Genomic DNA, 17099 nt, shown 5'->3' on the forward strand with positions numbered 1-17099 from the left:
CCCCTGACGAGCCCTGACTGATGCGCATCCTCTTCATCACCGATCCGCTGGAGACCTTCAAGACCTACAAGGACTCCACCTACGCCATGATGACCGAGGCCGCCGCGCGCGGCCACGAGCTGTACTGGTGCCTGCAGCCGCAGCTGTGCCTGTCCGGCAGCACCGTCGAGACACTGGCCACGCGCCTGCACCTGACCGGTGACGACACGGCCTGGTACCGCGAAGGCAACAGCGCGCTGGAGCCGCTGTCGGCCTTCGACGCGGTGCTGATGCGCAAGGACCCGCCGTTCGACATGGAATACGTCACCAGCACCTGGCTGCTGGAGCTGGCCGAGCAGCAGGGCGCGCGCGTGTTCAACAAGCCGCGCGCGATCCGCGACCATTCCGAGAAGCTGGCGATCGCCCAGCACCCGGAATTCATCACGCCGACGCTGGTCACGCGCGACCTGGCGCGCATCCGCGATTTCCATGCCGAGCACCGCGACATCATCGTCAAGCCGCTCGACGGCATGGGCGGCATGGGCGTGTTCCGGGTGAGTGCGGACGGCATGAACCTGGCCGCCATCGTCGAGACGCTGGGCCATGATGGCGCCCGCACCCTGATGGTGCAGCGCTATATCCCGGCGATCAAGGACGGCGACAAGCGCATCCTGCTGATCGGCGGCGTGCCGGTGCCATATTCGCTGGCGCGCGTGCCGATGGCTGGAGAAGTCCGCGGCAACCTCGCCGCCGGAGGCAGCGGCCGCGCCCAGGAACTGAGCCAGCGCGACCGCGAGATCGCCGAGGCGCTGGCCCCGGGGCTGTGGGAGCAGGGCCTGCTGCTGGTGGGCCTGGACGTGATCGGCGACTACCTGACGGAAGTCAATGTGACGAGTCCGACCTGCTTTCAGGAAATCACCCAGCAAACCGGGTTCCACGTCGCGGCGATGTTCATCGACGCGCTCGAACACGCCGTGGGCGCCGCCGGCAGCTGACCGGCAACGTCCCGGCTGGCAGCGGGAGCGCGGGGGGCCGCCTGCTACAATCTGGGCAATCCAACGGATCACCATCATGGCAGGCATCCTGATCATCGCGCACACCCCGCTGGCTTCGGCCCTGCGCGATTGCGCCGCCCACGTCTACTGTGGCCAGCCGCAGCGGCTGGAGGCCATCGACGTCCTTCCCGATGCGGACCCCGCCGCCGTGCTGGCCGAGGCCAGGCGCCGCCTGGACGCCGTCTGCGAAGACAATGGCGCGCTGGTCCTGACCGATATCTTCGGCGCGACCCCGGCCAATATCGCCGCGCGCCTGGCCGAGCCGGGCCGCGTGCGCGTGCTGGCCGGCGTCAACCTGCCCATGCTCGTGCGCGCCATCTGCTACCGCAACGAGAAGCTCGACCAGCTCGTCAACAAGGCGCTGGCGGGCGGCTCGCAGGGCGTGCTGCAGGTCGGCACCACCACCGTACAGAACCAAACCGCCAACCATCCCGACAAATATGCTGCAGAGGGACACCACCATCATCAATAAGCTCGGACTGCATGCACGCGCGTCCGCCAAGCTGACCCAGCTCGCAGGCAGCTTCGTCAGCCAGGTCAAGATGTCCCGCAACGGGCGCCAGGTCGATGCCAAGAGCATCATGGGCGTGATGATGCTGGCGGCCGGCATCGGCTCCACGGTGACCCTCGAGACCGACGGGCCCGACGAGCAGGAAGCCATGGACGCGTTGCTGGCGCTGATCGCCAACCGGTTTGGTGAGGGAGAGTGAGGCCGGCGGCCCCGGTCCCGCAACTTTGAATTCTTAAACGTTCCTGACGGAGCGGTACATGCCTTTCGCCCTGCACGGCATCCCGGTCTCGCGCGGCGTCGCCATCGGTCGCGCGCACCTGCTCGCGCCCGCGGCGCTGGACGTGTCGCACTACCTGGTCGATGAAGACCAGCTTGATGCCGAGGTCGAACGGCTGCGCGCCGCCCGGGCCGCGGTGCGCGCGGAACTGGCGGCGCTCAAGCGCGACCTGCCGCGCGACGCGCCCGAGGAGTTGGGCGCCTTCCTCGACGTGCACGCGATGATCCTCGACGACGAGGCGCTGGCGCGCGAGCCCGAGGCGCTGATCCGGGGCCGCCGCTACAACGCAGAGTGGGCACTCACCACGCGGCTCGAAGAACTAATGCGCCAGTTCGACGAGATCGAGGATGAGTACCTGCGCGAGCGCAAGGCCGATATCCGGCAGGTGGTCGAGCGCATCCTGAAGGCGCTGGCCGGCGCCCCCGTGCTGGTGCCCGCGCCGGTGCCGGCACTGGCGGCGGACGGCGAGCCGGCGCCCGGCGTGATCGTGGTGGCCCACGACATCGCCCCGGCCGACATGCTGCAGTTCCGCCATACCGTGTTCCACGGCTTTGTCACCGACCTGGGCGGGCGCACCTCGCACACCGCCATCGTCGCGCGCAGCCTGGACATACCGGCCGCGGTGGGGGTGCAGAGCGCGAGCGAGCTGATCCGCCAGGACGACTGGATCATCATCGACGGCGATGCCGGGCTGGTGATCGTCGACCCGACCGCCATCATCCTCGAGGAATACCGCCACCGGCAGAGCGAGCGCGCGCTGGAGAAGAAGCGTCTGCAGCGGCTGCGCCATACCCCGGCGGTGACGCTGGACGGGCTCGAGATCGAGCTGCTGGCCAATATCGAGATGGCCGAGGACGCCGGCGCCGCGCTGTCCGCGGGCGCGGTGGGCGTCGGCCTGTTCCGGTCCGAGTTCCTGTTCATGAACCGGCGCGGCGAGCTGCCGGACGAGGAAGAGCAGTTTCAGGCCTACCGCGGCGCGGTCGACGCCATGCACGGGCTGCCGGTGACCATCCGCACCATCGATATCGGCGCGGACAAGCCGCTCGACGGCCGCGACGGCCGCGATGGCCGCGGCGACGGGCGGGGCGATGACTTCGAAACGGCGCTGAACCCGGCGCTGGGGCTGCGCGCGATCCGCTGGTCGCTGTCGGAGCCGACCATGTTCCTGACCCAGCTGCGGGCGCTGCTGCGCGCCTCGGCCTTCGGTCCGGTGCGGCTGCTGGTGCCGATGCTGGCGCACGCCAGCGAGATCGACCAGACCCTGGCGCTGATCGCCAAGGCCAAGCGCCAGCTGGACGAGCGCGGCGAGCCGTACGACCCCGGCATGAAGGTCGGCGCCATGATCGAGATCCCGGCGGCGGTGCTGCTGCTGCCGCTGTTCCTGCGCAAGATGGATTTCCTGTCCATCGGCACCAACGACCTGATCCAGTACACGCTGGCGATCGACCGCGCCGACAATGCCGTGGCGCACCTGTTCGATCCGCTGCATCCGGCCGTGCTGCAACTGGTGGCGCGCACCATCCGCGAGGCCAACCGCGCCGGCGTTCCGGTGGCCGTATGTGGCGAAATGGCGGGCGATCCGTCCATGACGCGGCTGCTGCTGGGCATGGGCCTGCGCGAATTCTCCATGCACCCGGCACAACTGCTGCGGGTCAAGCAGGAGATCCTGCACGCCAATTGCGAGCACCTCGAGCCGCTGGTGGACCAGGTGCTCAATGCCTATGATCCCGAGGACCTGGCGGCTGCGCTGAGCCAGATCGGCAGACCCTGACGACATCAGGGTTTTCCGAGATCGCGAGGCGGCAAACGAGGCACTTGAGCGAATCGTTGAGTGCTGTTTCCGCCGCCTTCTTTTCACGCCTTGTGCGGTTTTACCACCCGATGTGCAGAGACGTTCCCATGTCGCTAATGGGAATTGTTATCATTTTCGATCTCTGATATTCTGACGTTCATTCGCAGTGGCATGCCGGTGCCACGCGCCCCAACGGAGGGACTTGTGTACGTCTGCATCTGCAACCAGATCACCGATCGTGAGATCCATGGTGCCGCTCACCTGGGCGTCGAGACCCTCGACGAACTGGCCGAGACGCTTGGCGTCGGCACGTGCTGCGGACGCTGCCGCGACTGCGCGCAGCAGGTGTTGCAGGAAGGCGTCGCAGCGGTGCGCAATGTCACAGTGGCCACCCTTGCCAGCATCCAGGTTGTGGAGATTTCTTCCTGTTCGGTGTCGGGCCCATGTACCATAATGGACACTCGGGACCCGGCAGTCGCGAACGACCGGCGCAAGGCGTTGGTTGCCTGAACGCGCCTATGTGAACTGAAAGTCAGTTCACGGCGCGTTTTGCGCATTTCTATTCTCACCGACTGCACGCGGCGCCAAATGGCGCCGCTTCGTGTTTTTGCGCGGGCCCGATGCAACAGGAGCCGCCAATGAAAGGTGACAAGAAGGTCATCCAGCATCTGAACGCCCAGCTCAAGAACGAGCTGACCGCGATCAACCAGTATTTCCTCCACGCTCGCATGTACCGCCACTGGGGCCTGAAAAAGCTCGGTGACGTCGAGTACAAGGAATCGATCGGCGAAATGAAGCACGCCGACCGCCTGATCGACCGCATCCTGATGCTGGACGGCCTGCCCAACCTGCAGGACCTGCACAAGCTGCTGCTGGGCGAGGATACGCCCGAAATGCTCAAGTGCGACCTGAAGCTGGAGCAGACCGCGCATCAGACCGTCAAGGAAGGCATCGCCTACTGCGAATCGGTCGGCGACTACGTCAGCCGCGAAATCCTGGTCGATATCCTCACCGACACCGAGGAACACATCGAGTACCTGGAAACGCAGCTGGACCTGATTGACAAGGTCGGCCTGCAGAACTACCTCCAGTCGCAGATGGAGCCGGGCGAGCAGTAAGCCGTCCGTCCCAGGCCCGGCCGCCGCTGCGGTATGCTGCAAAGGCGGCCAGCCCCACCGCGCGCGGCGCCACCCGGCGCTGCCACGTTGTTCGGCTGTAGGCAGTAACCCTTCTCATTCCAATTCCTTTCTTCATCCAGGCGTGCCTGGCCGGGTAGTGGCTCCTGCCCGGCCGGTACGCTGCGACGGAGCCAGCCATGACCACCGGTCCCATCCGCCTGACTCAGTACAGCCACGGAGCTGGCTGCGGCTGCAAGATTTCCCCCAAAGTGCTCGATGTGATCCTCGCCGGCAGCGGTGCGCAGCACCTTGATCCGCGGCTATGGGTCGGCAATGCCTCGCGCGACGATGCCGCGGTCTATGCGATTGATGGCGCGGACAGCGGAAGGGGTGTGGTGTCGACGACGGACTTCTTCATGCCCATCGTCGACGACCCGTTCGACTTCGGGCGCATCGCCGCCACCAATGCGATCAGCGATATCTATGCAATGGGCGGCGACCCGCTGATGGCCATCGCCATCCTCGGCTGGCCGGTCAACGTGCTGCCGCCCGAGGTGGCGCGCGAGGTGGTTGCAGGCGGCCGCCGCGCCTGCGACGACGCCGGCATCCCGCTTGCCGGCGGGCATTCGATCGATGCGCCGGAGCCGATCTTCGGGCTCGCTGTTACCGGCATCGTCGAGCGCGCCCACATGAAGCGCAACGACACCGCCACGCCTGGCTGCCGGCTGTACCTGACCAAGCCGCTGGGCATCGGCGTGCTGACCACGGCCGAGAAAAAAGCCATGCTGCGGACCGACAACCGCGACCTCGCGCGCGACTGGATGTGCGTGCTGAACCGTCCTGGCAGCGCCTTCGGGCGACTGCCTGGCGTGCGCGCGATGACCGATGTGACCGGCTTCGGGCTGCTCGGCCACCTGGTCGAGATGGCCGACGGCAGCGGACTGACCGCGCGGCTGGATTACGCGGCGGTGCCGGTGCTCGACGACGTGGTCGACTACATCGGCCAGGGCTGCGTGCCCGGCGGCACGCAGCGCAATTTCGACAGCTACGGCCACCGCATCACGCCGCTGACCGAGGTGCAGCGCGCGGTGCTGTGCGATCCGCAGACCAGCGGCGGGCTGCTGGTGGCGGTCGAGCTGGCTGGCGAAGCGGAGTTTGCGGCCGAATGCCAGCGCCTCGGCCTGTCGCTGGCGCCCATCGGAGAAATGGTGGCACGTGCGGCGCTGGCCGTCGAAGTCGCCTGAGGCCGCCTCACATGCGTGCTGATACCGCGGACTTCCGCAGCCTGTTTCTCAGTGGCGTGCCAATGCTGGATGTGCGGGCGCCGCTGGAGTTCGCGCGCGGCGCCTTCCCGGGCGCGGTCAACCTGCCGCTGATGGATGATGCCGAGCGGCACACCGTTGGCCTGTGCTACGCCCAGAAAGGGCAGCAGGCCGCGATCGAGCTTGGGCACCAGCTGGTGTCGGGCGAGCACAAGGCGTCCCGCGTCGCCGCGTGGTCGGACTTTGCCCGCGCGCATCCGGATGGCTACCTGTATTGCTTCCGCGGCGGGCTGCGTTCGCAACTGGTGCAGCAATGGCTGCATGACGCAGGCATCGACTATCCGCGCGTAACGGGCGGCTACAAGGCGATGCGCGCTTTCCTGATCGCCACCCTCGACGCAGCGGCGGCCGGGCAGCAGTGGCTGGTGCTGGGCGGCATGACCGGCAGTGGCAAGACCGACGTGCTGGCCGACGTGCCGGCCGCGATCGACCTCGAAGGCCATGCGCGGCACCGCGGCTCGGCCTTTGGCAGGCGCGCGCAGGCGCAGCCGCCACAGGTGGACTTCGAGAACGCGCTGGCGATCGATGTGCTGCGCCGAATCGAGGCCCGCTTCCGCGCGCTCGTGGTGGAAGACGAAGGCCGCTTTATCGGCAGCCGTGATGTGCCGCAAGCGCTGGTGCAGCGCATGCAGGCCAGCCCGCTGGTGTGGCTGGAGGCGTCTTTCGAGGAACGTGTGGAGCGCGTGCTGCGCGACTACGTGCAGGGGCTGGAGGCGGAATTCGTCGCCGGGCATGGCGACGGCGTGGGATTCGACGCGTATTCCGCCCGGCTGCGCGACGCCATGGCGGCGATCGCACCGCGGCTCGGCGGAGAGCGCTACGGCAAGCTGTCGGCGCTGCTGGAACAGGCGCTGGCGCGGCAGGCCGAGTCAGGCGACGTGGCGCTGCACCGCGGCTGGATCGAGATCCTGCTGCGCGACTACTACGATCCCATGTATGCCTACCAGCGCGCGCAGCGCGATGCGCGCATCGTGTTCCGCGGCGACCGCGCCGCAGTCACCGACTGGCTGCTCGCGCACTCGGCGCCGCAGGACTGAGCGGCAGCCTCATCCGAGTGTTCGGTGACCGCCGCACACCGGGCAATCCGGCGTGCGGGCCAGCCGCATCGTGGTCCATTCCATCGTCAGCGCGTTGACCATCAGCAGCCGTCCCGCCAGGCTCTCGCCCACCCCGGCCAGCAGCTTGAGCGCCTCGGCCGCCTGCACCGTGCCGACCATGCCGACCAGCGGCGCGAACACGCCCATGGTGGCGCAGGCCACTTCCGGCGCAGGCTCTGCCGGCGGGAACAGGCAGGCGTAGCAGGGCGCTTCGGGCTGGCGCCGGTCGAACACGCTGATCTGGCCGTCGAAGCGCAGCGCCGCCCCCGACACCAGCGGCACCTCATGGTGGACGCAGGCGCGGTTGACCGCCTGGCGCGTGGCGAAGTTGTCGCAGCAGTCCAGCACCACGCTGGCCGAGGCGACCAGCTGTCCGAGCTCGGCATCGCCCACGCGCGCCGGCACCGTGACGATGTCCAGCCCCGGATTGATGCGCAGCATGCCTTCGCGCGCCGAGTCGACCTTGGGCCGGCCCACGTTGGCGGTGGTGTGGATGATCTGGCGCTGCAGGTTGGTCAGGTCGACCTCGTCGTTGTCGACGATGGTGATGCGGCCCACGCCGGCCGAGGCCAGGAAGGGCAGCGCGGCGGCACCCAGGCCGCCGGCACCGATCACCAGCGCATGGCCGGACAGCAGGCGGCGCTGCCCTTCGATGCCGAGCTCGTCCAGCAGGATGTGCCGGGAGTAGCGCAGCAGTTGTTCGTCGTTGAGACCGTCGTCGCTCATGATGAAATCCCGAACAGGGCAGAAGAGGAGAGCGGTGTTGGGTGCTCCCAAGCCGCCCGAGCTGGCCGAGGCAAGGTGTTCTCCCTCTCCCCTCACGGGGAGAGGGCTGGGGTGAGGGGTGGCTTAGCTGGGAACCCGATCAAGCGGGGCCTTTGGTTTTAACGCACAGGTGTCAGCCTTTGATACTCCTGCCCTCACCCCCGGCCCCTCTCCCGCATGCGGGAGAGGGGAGCACGCCGGCAGTGTAGATCAGCGCCTCAGGGCGCCTTGCCCGTCGGCGTTCCCAGCGGCTCGCCGATCGGCGCGCTTGCCGGCGGCTGCTTGGCCGGGGCCGGAGCGGCAGGCTTGGCGGCCGGCTTGGCGCCGCCCTTCGGCTTCGCCGCCTTGCCGTTGTCAGCCGGCGGGTTGGTTTCCAGCTTCGACTTGGAACGCTTGACCGGCTGGCCGTTGAGCTGCGCGATCGCCTGCTGCAGCATGAAGTCGTCGGCGGAGCCGAATTCCACCGGCTTCTTGCGGCGGTCCTTCTCGCGCTCTTCCGGCGTCTTCTTCGCGTTCTCTTCTTCCAGGCGGCGCAGCTCCTCGACGCGGCGCTGCTCGCGCTCGGTCATCTCCGGCTCTTCCGATTCCTGCTTGTTGTGCAGGTGGCGCTCGGTGTCGATCTCGCGCGTGATCAGCGCGTCGTCCGGATCGCCCTCGGGGTTCTGGTCGACCGGGATGTCCGGGCGGATGCCCTTGGCCTGGATCGACTTGCCGCTTGGCGTGTAGTAGTACGCGATGGTCAGCTTGATGCCGGTGTCGTTGGTCAGCGGCCGCACGGTCTGCACCGAGCCCTTGCCGAAGGTGGTCTTGCCCATGATCTGGGCGCGGTGGTGGTCCTGCAGCGCGCCCGCGACGATCTCGGAAGCCGAAGCCGAGTAGGCGTTGGTCAGCACCACCATCGGGATCTTCTTGTACAGCGAGGGCAGGCTCTTGAGCGGATCGTCGTCCAGCGACGACAGGCGGTAGTTGTTGTACGACGCCTTGTAGACACGCTTGGCATCAGGCACCTGGCCATTGGTCGAGACCACGGTGGCGTCTTCCGGCAGGAAGGCCGCGGCCACGCCGACCGCGCCCTGCAGCACGCCGCCGCCGTTGTTGCGCAGGTCCAGCACCAGGCCCTTCATGTTGGGGTTCTTCTGCGACAGCTCGGCCAGCTTGCGCGACAGGTCGGCAACGGTGCGTTCCTGGAAGCTGGTCAGGCGCACCCAGCCGATATTGTTGTCGAGCATCTTGGCCTTGACCGACTGCACGCGGATCTCGGCGCGCGTGATCGAGACCGGGAAGGTGCGTTCCTCGCTCTTCCGGTAGATGGTCAGCGTGACCTTGGTGCCAGGCTCGCCGCGCATGCGCTTGACCGCCTGCTCCAGCGGCAGGCCGCGCACCGGCTTGTCGTCGATGCGGGTGATCAGGTCGCCCGGCTGGATGCCGGCGCGGAACGCTGGCGTGTCCTCGATCGGGTTGATCACCTTGACCAGGCCTTCTTCCTGCGAGATCTCGATGCCCAGGCCGGCAAAGCGGCCGCGGGTGCCTTCCTGCAGTTCCTTGAAATCCTTCTCGTCCAGGTAGGACGAATGCGGGTCGAGGCTGGCGACCATGCCCTTGATGGCCTCGGTCAGCAGCTTCTTGTCATCGACTGGCTCGACGTATTCGCGCTTGATCTGCCCGAAGATATCGGCCATCAGCCGCAACTGGTCCAGCGGCAGGGGGCCCGATGAGTTCTGTGCGGTCGCCGAGATCTGCAGCGTGGCGAGCACGCCGGCGACGAGGCCGACAGAAACTAGACTGATGTTCTTGAGCGTCTTGCGCATGAGGGCTGCCTGAACGTGTACGGATTGTACGTATGGGGATTATGCCGGCTGCGGGCGCCCGGCGCCGGGGGAGACCGGGTTAGCGGGGCGCCTGTGTCCGACAGTATAAGGGCGTGCGGAGAAACGGACCTGCCACGTCCCGGTTCAGGGTGGGCGGCCGCACACCGGCGCACCAGCGCCGGCGCGGCTGCCCGGGCGGGCGTCAGCGCGCCTTGCCCTGGTTGGCCACGGCCGCCAGCGAGGCGGCGATGGCTTCCTGGTCGCCCAGGTAGTAGTGGCGGATGGGGCGCAGGTCGGCGTCCAGCTCGTACACGAGCGGGGTGCCGTTGGGGATGTTGAGTCCGACGATATCGTCATCCGAAATCTGGTCCAGGTACTTCACCAGCGCGCGGATGCTGTTGCCGTGCGCGGCAATGACCACACGCTTGCCGGATTTGATGTCGGGAGCGATCGATTCGTTCCACAACGGCATCACGCGGGCGACGGTGTCCTTCAGGCACTCGGTCAGCGGGATCTCGTTGCGCGGCACATCGGCGTAGCGGGGATCGTCGAACGAGGCACGCGGATCGGTCGGCTCCAGCGCCGGGGGCGGGGTGTCATAGCTGCGGCGCCACACCAGCACCTGCTCGTCGCCGAACTTGGCGGCGGTCTCGGCCTTGTTCAGCCCGGCCAGCGCGCCATAGTGGCGTTCGTTCAGGCGCCATTCGTTGCGCACCGGAATCCACATCAGGTCCATTTCGTCCTGTACGTGCCACAGCGTGCGGATGGCGCGCTTGAGCACCGAGGTGTAGGCGATGTCGAAGCCGAAGCCGGCTTCCTTGAGCAGCTTGCCGGACTGGCGGGCCTGGGCGGCGCCGGTTTCGGTCAGGTCGACGTCGACCCAGCCGGTGAAGCGGTTTTCAAGGTTCCAGGTAGATTCGCCATGGCGGATAAGGACGAGCTTGTACATGCTGCTGCTTCCAGAGAGTAGGTAACCTGCGTGCGTCCGCGCCGTCACCTGATCCGAAGTGCTCCATGGGCGTCCCATGTCTCGGACAGGCGACAATGGCGGGTGGCCCGCTGCGACAGGGGCCCGGACGCCAAACCGCATATTTTATAATGCCGCCGACCCAACCTACCGGAAAGCCAACGTGAATTTCTTTGCCGACTACAACAACCTCGCCCTGATCGCCCTGGCCGTGGTCTCCGGCGGCCTGCTGGCCTGGCCTGCGATCTCGCGCAGCACCGGCGCCAAGTCCGTCAATACGGCCGCCGCCACGCAGCTGATCAACAAGCGTGGCGCCGTCGTGGTCGACATCCGCGAGCCCGCCGAGTACGCCAAGGGCCATCTGCCGCAGGCCAAGAGCGCACCGCTGGCCGACCTGGCGTCGCGCGCCGCGGGTCTTGCAAAGGACAAGGCGGCCCCCATCATCGTCGTATGCCAGAACGGCCAGCGCTCGGGCAAGGCCCAGGCAGCGCTGAAAGAAGCCGGTTACAGTGAGATCTATGCGCTCGAGGGCGGCATCGCCGCCTGGCAGCAGGCGGGGTTGCCGCTGGTCAAGTAAGCCGCCGATGGCGCGGCTTTTGCGTGGATTGCCGAAACCGGTTTCCGGCGCTGGCCTATCCGCTGATTATCGGCGCTGATTGGCCGTATTTCCGCCGTATCCGTCACAAGGCGCGCCGCCCGCGGGGCGGGGCGCCCCACTCGTATTGAAGGAGAACCCGCATGGCCCGCGTCGTCATGTACAGCACCATGGTGTGCCCGTATTGCAATATGGCTGAACGCCTGCTCAAGTCCCGCGGCGTCGAGACGATCGAGAAGATCCTGATCGACCGCGAACCGGGCAAGCGCGAAGAGATGATGTCGCGCACCGGGCGCCGTACCGTGCCGCAGATCTACATCGACGAGACCCATGTGGGCGGCTTCGACGACCTTTCGGCGCTGGACCGCCAGGGCGGCCTGACGCCGCTGCTGGCGGCCTGATCGCGCTGCCGGTCAGAACTCTCTGATTCCTCCCTGATTCCTGGCCAGCCGAGCGCCGGCGCGGGTGAAATCGCCACCCGCGTCATGTACCATATGCGCTTTCCACTTTTCCAACCGGGCACCGGCCAGTCCTTGCGCCTCGCAGGCGCTGCCGCCGCCGCGCCCAACGCCCATCCTCCCGGAAGCCTTTCATGAGCGACCAGCAAAACACCCAGCAGGACGATCAACCCTTCTTCAACATCCAGCGCGTCTACCTGAAGGACATGTCGCTGGAGCAGCCCAATTCGCCCGGCATCTTCCTGGAATCGGAAGCCCCGTCGGTGGAAGTGCAGGTCAACGTCGGCGCTTCGCAGCTGCAGGAAGGCATCTTCGAGGTGGTCGTGACCGGCACCGTGACGACCAAGGTGCAGGACAAGGTGGCATTCCTGGTGGAAGCGCACCAGGCCGGCATCTTCGATATCCGCAACGTGCCGGTGGAGCAGCTGGACCCGCTGCTGGGCATCGCCTGCCCGACCATCCTGTACCCGTACCTGCGCAGCAATATCGCGGACGTGATTACCCGTGCAGGCTTCCAGGCCATCCACCTGTCGGAAATCAACTTCCAGGCGCTGTACGAGCAACGCCTGCAGGCGGCCATGCAGGAAGCCCAGGCGGCCGAAGGCGGCAACAGCGGCATCGTGATGCCCGACGGCAGCCAGGCTCGCCACTGAGCGGGTGGCCTGCCGCGCCATGCTACGGAACGGGGCTGCGGCCCCGTTTTGTTTGTGCGCAAGTTCCAGCGCCTGATATTTCTCCGATCGAGCTGCCATGAAACTGACCTTTCTCGGTGCCGGTGCGTGGGGCACCGCCCTCGCCAGCCATGCCGCGGCCACCAATGACGTGGTGCTGTGGGGGCGCGATGCCGCGCAACTCGCGGCCATCGCCGCGACGCATGAAAACGCGGCCTACCTGCCTGGCGTGAAGCTGTCCGGGCGGCTGGCGGTGCAAGCCGATTTCGAGCAAGCGGTGGCCCATGCCGCGGACGACCCGGACGGCATCGTGGTGGTCGCCACGCCGGTTTCCGGACTGCGTGAAATGACGCGCCGGCTGGCCGCCCGCAGCGCCCGTCCTGTGTCGATGCTGTGGCTGTGCAAGGGTTTCGAGGCCGGCACGCACCTGCTGCCGCACCAGATGGTGCGCGCCGAACTCGACGCCGCCGGCCGCACCGAAGGCTTCGACTACGGCGTGCTGACCGGCCCCAGCTTCGCGCGCGAAGTCGCGCAGGGCCTGCCGTGCGCGCTGACGGTGGCGGGCAGCGTGCCGTCGCTGGCGGAGCGGGCGCAGCAGGCCTTCCACCACCACGCCATGCGCATCTACGGCAGCGACGACCTGACCGGTGTCGAGGTCGGCGGCGCGGTCAAGAATGTGCTGGCGATCGCCACCGGGGCCAGCGACGGGCTCGGCCTCGGCCTGAACGCGCGGGCCGCGCTGGTGACGCGCGGGCTGGCCGAGATGACGCGGCTGGGGCTGGCGCTGGGCGGACGGGTCGAGACCTTCATGGGGCTGGCCGGCGTCGGCGACCTGATCCTGACCGCGACCGGCGACCTGTCGCGCAACCGCAAGGTCGGGCAGCAGCTGGCCGCCGGGCAGAGCCTGGAGCAGATCCTGGCCGGCCTGGGCCACGTCGCCGAAGGCGTGCGCTGCGCGCAGGCGGTGGCCGAGCTGGCCGCCGCGCATGGCGTCGAGATGCCGATCGCGCGCGCGGTGTGCGCCGTGCTGTTCGATGGCCTGGGTGCCGCCGATGCGGTTGCGCAATTGCTCCAGCGCGATGCGCGCGATGAATGACGCCGCGCGCGCTCCGATCCTCCTGAAGACATTTTCCGCATGCCTACCCGCCGACACGCGCTGATCGCGCTTGCCGCCGCCTGCGCTGCCGGCGCTTCCGCTGGCGTCCTGGCGCAATCGTGGCCCGCGCACCCCATCCGCATGGTGGTGCCGTTCCCGCCGGGCTCGTCGCCCGACCTGATCGCCCGCATCGTCACCGAAAAGCTGGCCGTCGCGCTGGGCCAGCCTGTGGTGATCGAAAACCGGCCCGGCGCCGGCGGCAATATCGGCACCGGCATGGTGGCGCGCGCGGCGCCGGATGGCTATACGCTGCTGTTCACCATCAACGGCCCGCTGGTCACCGCGCCAACGCTGTCGCGCAACCTCAACTACGATCCGTTCCGCCAGCTCGCCCCGGTGACGCTGGTGGCCACCTCGCCCAATGTGCTGGTGGTCGATGCGCGGCTGCCGGTGCATAGCCTGCGCGATTTCGTGGCGCTGGCCAGGTCGAAACCGGGCGCGCTGAACTATGGCTCGCCCGGCAATGGCAGCGCGTCGCACCTGGCGATGGAGCAGCTCAAGGCCATGGCGGGGATCGACCTGCAGCACGTGCCGTATCCGGGCTTTCCGCAGATCACCACGGCGATGGTGGGAGGGCAGGTGCAGGCGGGCTTCATGGTGCCGGCCATTGCGATGCCGCAGGTCGCCGCGGGCAAGCTGCGCGTGCTGGCGGTGACGACCACCGGCCGCACCGCGGTGCTGCCCTCGGTGCCGACGGTGGCGGAGTCGGGCTATCCGGGCTTCGAGGCGATCTCGTGGCAGGCCGTGCTGGCGCCAGCCGGTACGCCGCAGCCGGTGATCGATCGTCTGTATCGTGAGCTGGTGGCGATCATCGGCAGCGCCGACGTGCGCGACAAGATGCGGGCGCAGTATTTCGTGCCGGCCGGCACGGCGCCGGCGTCGCTGCGCCAGACCATGGTCAGCGAGAAGGCGCGCTGGGACAAGGTCATCCGCGCTGCGGGCGTGCAGCCGGAGTAAGCGGGGCAGGGCGCTTAGCTGCCGCCCGCGAACCCGTTCTGCCGCCACGCCTCGAACACCACCACCGCCACCGTATTCGACAGGTTCAGGCTTCGGTTGTCCGGCCGCATCGGCAGCCGGATGCGTTGCGCCGGCGGAAACCACTCGCGCCGCTCCGGCGACAGCCCGCGCGTCTCCGAGCCAAACACGAACCAGTCCCCCGGCCGGAATGCCACCTGTCCGAACGGCGTCGAGCCGCGCGTGGTCAGCGCGAACATGCGCGCGGGATCGGGTTGCTCGCTGGCCATCAGCGCGTCCCAGTTCTCATGCACGCGCATGGTCGCGTACTCGTGGTAGTCCAGCCCGGCGCGGCGCATGCGCGCGTCGTCCAGCGGGAATCCCAGCGGTTTGACCAGGTGCAGCTGCGCGCCGGTGTTTGCGCACAGGCGGATCACATTGCCGGTATTGGGCGGGATTTCGGGTTCGACCAGGACGACGTTGAACATGATGCGGAGCTTCTTGAGAACGGTGCGCAGCTTAACGCGCGCACCAGGCGCTGTCATCCGGGCTAGGGTGTACGCAGCGCGACGATCACGCTGACGCGTACCGCGCCGTGCGCCTTGAGTGCAAGCGCCGCCTCATGCAGTGTCGCGCCGGAAGTCATCACGTCGTCCACCAGCGCCACATGCAGCCCGTCCAGCCGCGCGGGCCGCGTCAGCCGGAACGCATCGCGCAGGTTCACCTGCCGCCCGGCCAGGTCCAGCGCGCGCTGGCTGCCGGTATCGCGCCGGCGCCGCAGCAGCACGGGGTCGGCGCGCAGGCCGAGCCGGCGCGCCAGCGGGCGGGCGATTTCCCAGGCCTGGTTGAAGCCGCGCGCGGCCAGCCGTTGCGGCGCCAGCGGAATGGGGGCGAGCAGGTCGGGCGGGGACAGCCCCTGCGCCGCCCAAGCCGTCGGCAGGGCGGCAGCGAGGCGGTCCGCCAGCCAGTCGGCCAGCGGCAGCGCGTGGCCGAACTTGAGCGACAGCACCAGGCTGTCCTGCGGGCTGGCGTAGTCGCCCAGCGTGCAGGCATGGTCGAACGCCGGCGGCATGGCGGCGCAGGCCGGGCAGCCGGCATGGCGGCCCAGCGCCAGCGCGCAAACGGGGCAGCGCCTTAGTGGCCGCAGCAGGTCGTCGGCGCAGGGCGCGCACACCACATCCCGCTGCACGCTGCCGCACAGCGCGCAGGCACTTGGCAGCAGCGCAGGGGCAGCGGACTGCCAGGCGCGGCGGACCATCTCGGCCCCCCTCGCGGCGCCCATCGCGGCACGCGCGTATACTTGCCGTCCGGCCGCGGCCCATCGGGCGCGGCGGCCGAGTTCGTCCGGCGCGTGCGCCGGTTCCTGGTTTTCTTGCTGCCCTGCCTTTCCGTGTCCCTGCATGCCGCCGATCTCCCCGATAGCTCCGCTGGTAACGATGCCTTTCTGCCGCCCGCGCGCCTGACCCGGCTCGCCTTCGACCGGCGCAGCCGCCAGTTCGGCCAGCTCGACTTCCTGCTGGGCGAGATCGGCCGCCGCATGCAGGAACGCATGGAGGTGATCCGGCTGGCGCCGCAACGCGCGCTGGACATCGGCTGCGGCCATGGCCAGGGGCTGGCGGCGCTGCGCGCCCGCTTCCCCGATGCGCAGATCGCCGGCCTGGACATCTCCGGGGCAATGCTGGCGGAAGCCGGCCAGCGCGACCCGCAGCGCCGTCCGGGCTGGCTCGGCCGCATGCTGGGCAAGCGGCCGCTGTTCGACCTGGTCCAGGGCGATCTTGCCACACTGCCTTTTGCGCCCGCGAGCTTCGATCTGCTGTGGTCTAACCTGGCGCTGCACTGGCATCCGGAGCCGCACCGCGTATTCCCGGAATGGCACCGCGTGACGCGTGACGAAGGGCTGGTGCTGTTCTCGCTGTTCGGCCCCGATACCCTTGGCGAACTGCGCGCGGCCTTCGCCGAAGTCGATGGCGCGCCCCATACGTTGCGTTTTGTCGACATGCACGACATTGGCGACATGCTGGTCCACGGCGGCTGGTCCACGCCGGTGATGGACATGGAAACGCTGACCGTGACCTACGAGTCGCCCGCCACGCTGCTGCACGAGGTGCAGGCCTTCGGCGGCCTGCGCGGCCCGGCCGGCGCGCTGCCGCAGGGCCTGCGCGGCCGCCGCTGGTATCAGGCGCTGACGCAGGCGCTGGAACGGCGCCGCAACGCCGATGGCGTGATCCCGCTGACCTTCGAGATCGTCTACGGCCATGCGTGGAAGCTGCCGGCGCGCGGTGGCCAGGCGCGCGACGACCAGGGCCGCGCCGTGGTGCCGCTGGACCAGATCGGGCGTGCAAAGCCCCGTCGGTCAGGTTAAAACAGAGTTAACTTGCGCGTGCGACAGATTGCCGCAGACTGAGGGCTGGCGCGGCATTCCGGGCTATTTTCCATACACAGAATCGAGCCGCGCGCAAGCGCCCTGGTCAAGGATCGCCCTTGTCCGTGTATAGGAAGCGCCCTATAATGCGCCAGTTTGTCGCAGTGGTCCCCTGGCACAAGAACGTCCTGGTTTTGCACCTGCACTGTGCA

General features: G+C 68.2%; 19 protein-coding genes. 14 read left to right on the forward strand and 5 right to left on the reverse strand.

Features of this window, described 5'->3' with window-relative positions; all coding sequences use genetic code 11:
- Positions 1-20: 20 nt before the first annotated feature.
- From gshB to mnmH, 8 genes are all read left to right on the forward strand, one after another.
- The gene (gshB, locus tag VSR71_RS26245; protein WP_342916698.1) at positions 21-974 is read left to right on the forward strand and encodes a glutathione synthase; all 954 of its coding nucleotides are present in this window, start codon (positions 21-23) and stop codon (positions 972-974) included.
- A gap of 76 nt (positions 975-1050) precedes the next feature.
- Complete coding sequence (locus VSR71_RS26250; protein WP_209756314.1) at positions 1051-1506, forward strand: PTS sugar transporter subunit IIA; 456 nt, start codon at positions 1051-1053, stop codon at positions 1504-1506.
- Positions 1475-1744: an HPr family phosphocarrier protein gene (locus VSR71_RS26255; RefSeq protein WP_029046719.1), complete on the forward strand. Its 270-nt coding sequence runs from the start codon at positions 1475-1477 to the stop codon at positions 1742-1744. Before VSR71_RS26250 ends, VSR71_RS26255 begins: the two co-directional genes overlap by 32 nt.
- A 58-nt stretch (positions 1745-1802) precedes the next feature.
- A complete protein-coding gene (gene ptsP / locus VSR71_RS26260) occupies positions 1803-3593 on the forward strand; it encodes a phosphoenolpyruvate--protein phosphotransferase (RefSeq protein ID WP_342916699.1) in 1791 nt (596 codons plus the stop codon).
- A 225-nt stretch (positions 3594-3818) separates the two neighbouring features.
- Complete coding sequence (locus tag VSR71_RS26265) at positions 3819-4124, forward strand: bacterioferritin-associated ferredoxin (RefSeq protein ID WP_342916700.1); 306 nt, start codon at positions 3819-3821, stop codon at positions 4122-4124.
- A gap of 128 nt (positions 4125-4252) precedes the next feature.
- Entirely contained in the window at positions 4253-4732 is a 480-nt protein-coding gene (gene bfr / locus VSR71_RS26270) for a bacterioferritin (protein WP_061957256.1), read from the forward strand.
- A 197-nt stretch (positions 4733-4929) separates the two neighbouring features.
- On the forward strand, positions 4930-5976 hold the full coding sequence (selD, locus tag VSR71_RS26275) for a selenide, water dikinase SelD (RefSeq protein WP_342916701.1): 1047 nt from the start codon (positions 4930-4932) through the stop codon (positions 5974-5976).
- 11 nt (positions 5977-5987) lie between these two features.
- A complete protein-coding gene (gene mnmH / locus VSR71_RS26280; protein ID WP_342916702.1) occupies positions 5988-7091 on the forward strand; it encodes a tRNA 2-selenouridine(34) synthase MnmH in 1104 nt (367 codons plus the stop codon).
- A 9-nt stretch (positions 7092-7100) separates the two neighbouring features.
- Here the strand turns inward: mnmH and VSR71_RS26285 are convergent, their stop codons facing one another.
- The 3 genes from VSR71_RS26285 to gpmA form a co-directional block, all read right to left on the reverse strand.
- Positions 7101-7877: a molybdopterin-synthase adenylyltransferase MoeB gene (locus VSR71_RS26285; RefSeq protein ID WP_342916703.1), complete on the reverse strand. Its 777-nt coding sequence runs from the start codon at positions 7875-7877 to the stop codon at positions 7101-7103.
- A 257-nt stretch (positions 7878-8134) separates the two neighbouring features.
- A complete protein-coding gene (locus tag VSR71_RS26290; protein ID WP_342916704.1) occupies positions 8135-9724 on the reverse strand; it encodes a S41 family peptidase in 1590 nt (529 codons plus the stop codon).
- A gap of 202 nt (positions 9725-9926) precedes the next feature.
- Complete coding sequence (gene gpmA, locus VSR71_RS26295) at positions 9927-10673, reverse strand: 2,3-diphosphoglycerate-dependent phosphoglycerate mutase (RefSeq protein WP_342916705.1); 747 nt, start codon at positions 10671-10673, stop codon at positions 9927-9929.
- Positions 10674-10854: 181 nt separating this feature from the next.
- Here gpmA and VSR71_RS26300 point away from each other — a divergent pair, with 181 nt between their 5' ends.
- The 5 genes from VSR71_RS26300 (at position 10855) to VSR71_RS26320 (ending at position 14528) form a co-directional block, all read left to right on the forward strand.
- Positions 10855-11268: a rhodanese-like domain-containing protein gene (locus VSR71_RS26300; RefSeq protein ID WP_342916706.1), complete on the forward strand. Its 414-nt coding sequence runs from the start codon at positions 10855-10857 to the stop codon at positions 11266-11268.
- A gap of 161 nt (positions 11269-11429) precedes the next feature.
- Positions 11430-11687, forward strand: coding sequence for a glutaredoxin 3 (grxC, locus tag VSR71_RS26305; RefSeq protein WP_342916707.1), 258 nt, complete (start codon positions 11430-11432; stop codon positions 11685-11687).
- A gap of 191 nt (positions 11688-11878) precedes the next feature.
- A complete protein-coding gene (gene secB / locus VSR71_RS26310) occupies positions 11879-12397 on the forward strand; it encodes a protein-export chaperone SecB (RefSeq protein WP_342916708.1) in 519 nt (172 codons plus the stop codon).
- A 97-nt stretch (positions 12398-12494) separates the two neighbouring features.
- Positions 12495-13511: an NAD(P)H-dependent glycerol-3-phosphate dehydrogenase gene (locus VSR71_RS26315; protein WP_342916709.1), complete on the forward strand. Its 1017-nt coding sequence runs from the start codon at positions 12495-12497 to the stop codon at positions 13509-13511.
- Positions 13512-13550: 39 nt separating this feature from the next.
- Positions 13551-14528: a tripartite tricarboxylate transporter substrate binding protein gene (locus tag VSR71_RS26320; RefSeq protein ID WP_342916710.1), complete on the forward strand. Its 978-nt coding sequence runs from the start codon at positions 13551-13553 to the stop codon at positions 14526-14528.
- A gap of 14 nt (positions 14529-14542) precedes the next feature.
- On the opposite strand, the gene trmL is transcribed toward VSR71_RS26320, so the two are convergent.
- Together trmL and VSR71_RS26330 are read right to left on the reverse strand one after the other, a co-directional pair.
- Positions 14543-15013 (reverse strand): tRNA (uridine(34)/cytosine(34)/5-carboxymethylaminomethyluridine(34)-2'-O)-methyltransferase TrmL, encoded by a 471-nt coding sequence (gene trmL, locus VSR71_RS26325; protein ID WP_342916711.1) that lies wholly within the window; start codon positions 15011-15013, stop codon positions 14543-14545.
- A gap of 62 nt (positions 15014-15075) precedes the next feature.
- Complete coding sequence (locus VSR71_RS26330; RefSeq protein ID WP_342916712.1) at positions 15076-15927, reverse strand: ComF family protein; 852 nt, start codon at positions 15925-15927, stop codon at positions 15076-15078.
- Between VSR71_RS26330 and VSR71_RS26335 the strand changes: the two genes are divergently transcribed.
- A complete protein-coding gene (locus VSR71_RS26335) occupies positions 15916-16887 on the forward strand; it encodes a methyltransferase domain-containing protein (protein ID WP_342916713.1) in 972 nt (323 codons plus the stop codon). The two genes, VSR71_RS26330 and VSR71_RS26335, sit on opposite strands and share 12 nt — an antisense overlap.
- Positions 16888-17099 lie beyond the last annotated feature (212 nt).

Origin of the sequence: Cupriavidus oxalaticus, from assembly GCF_038900635.1 — a bacterium.
Classification (GTDB): domain Bacteria; phylum Pseudomonadota; class Gammaproteobacteria; order Burkholderiales; family Burkholderiaceae; genus Cupriavidus; species Cupriavidus oxalaticus_B.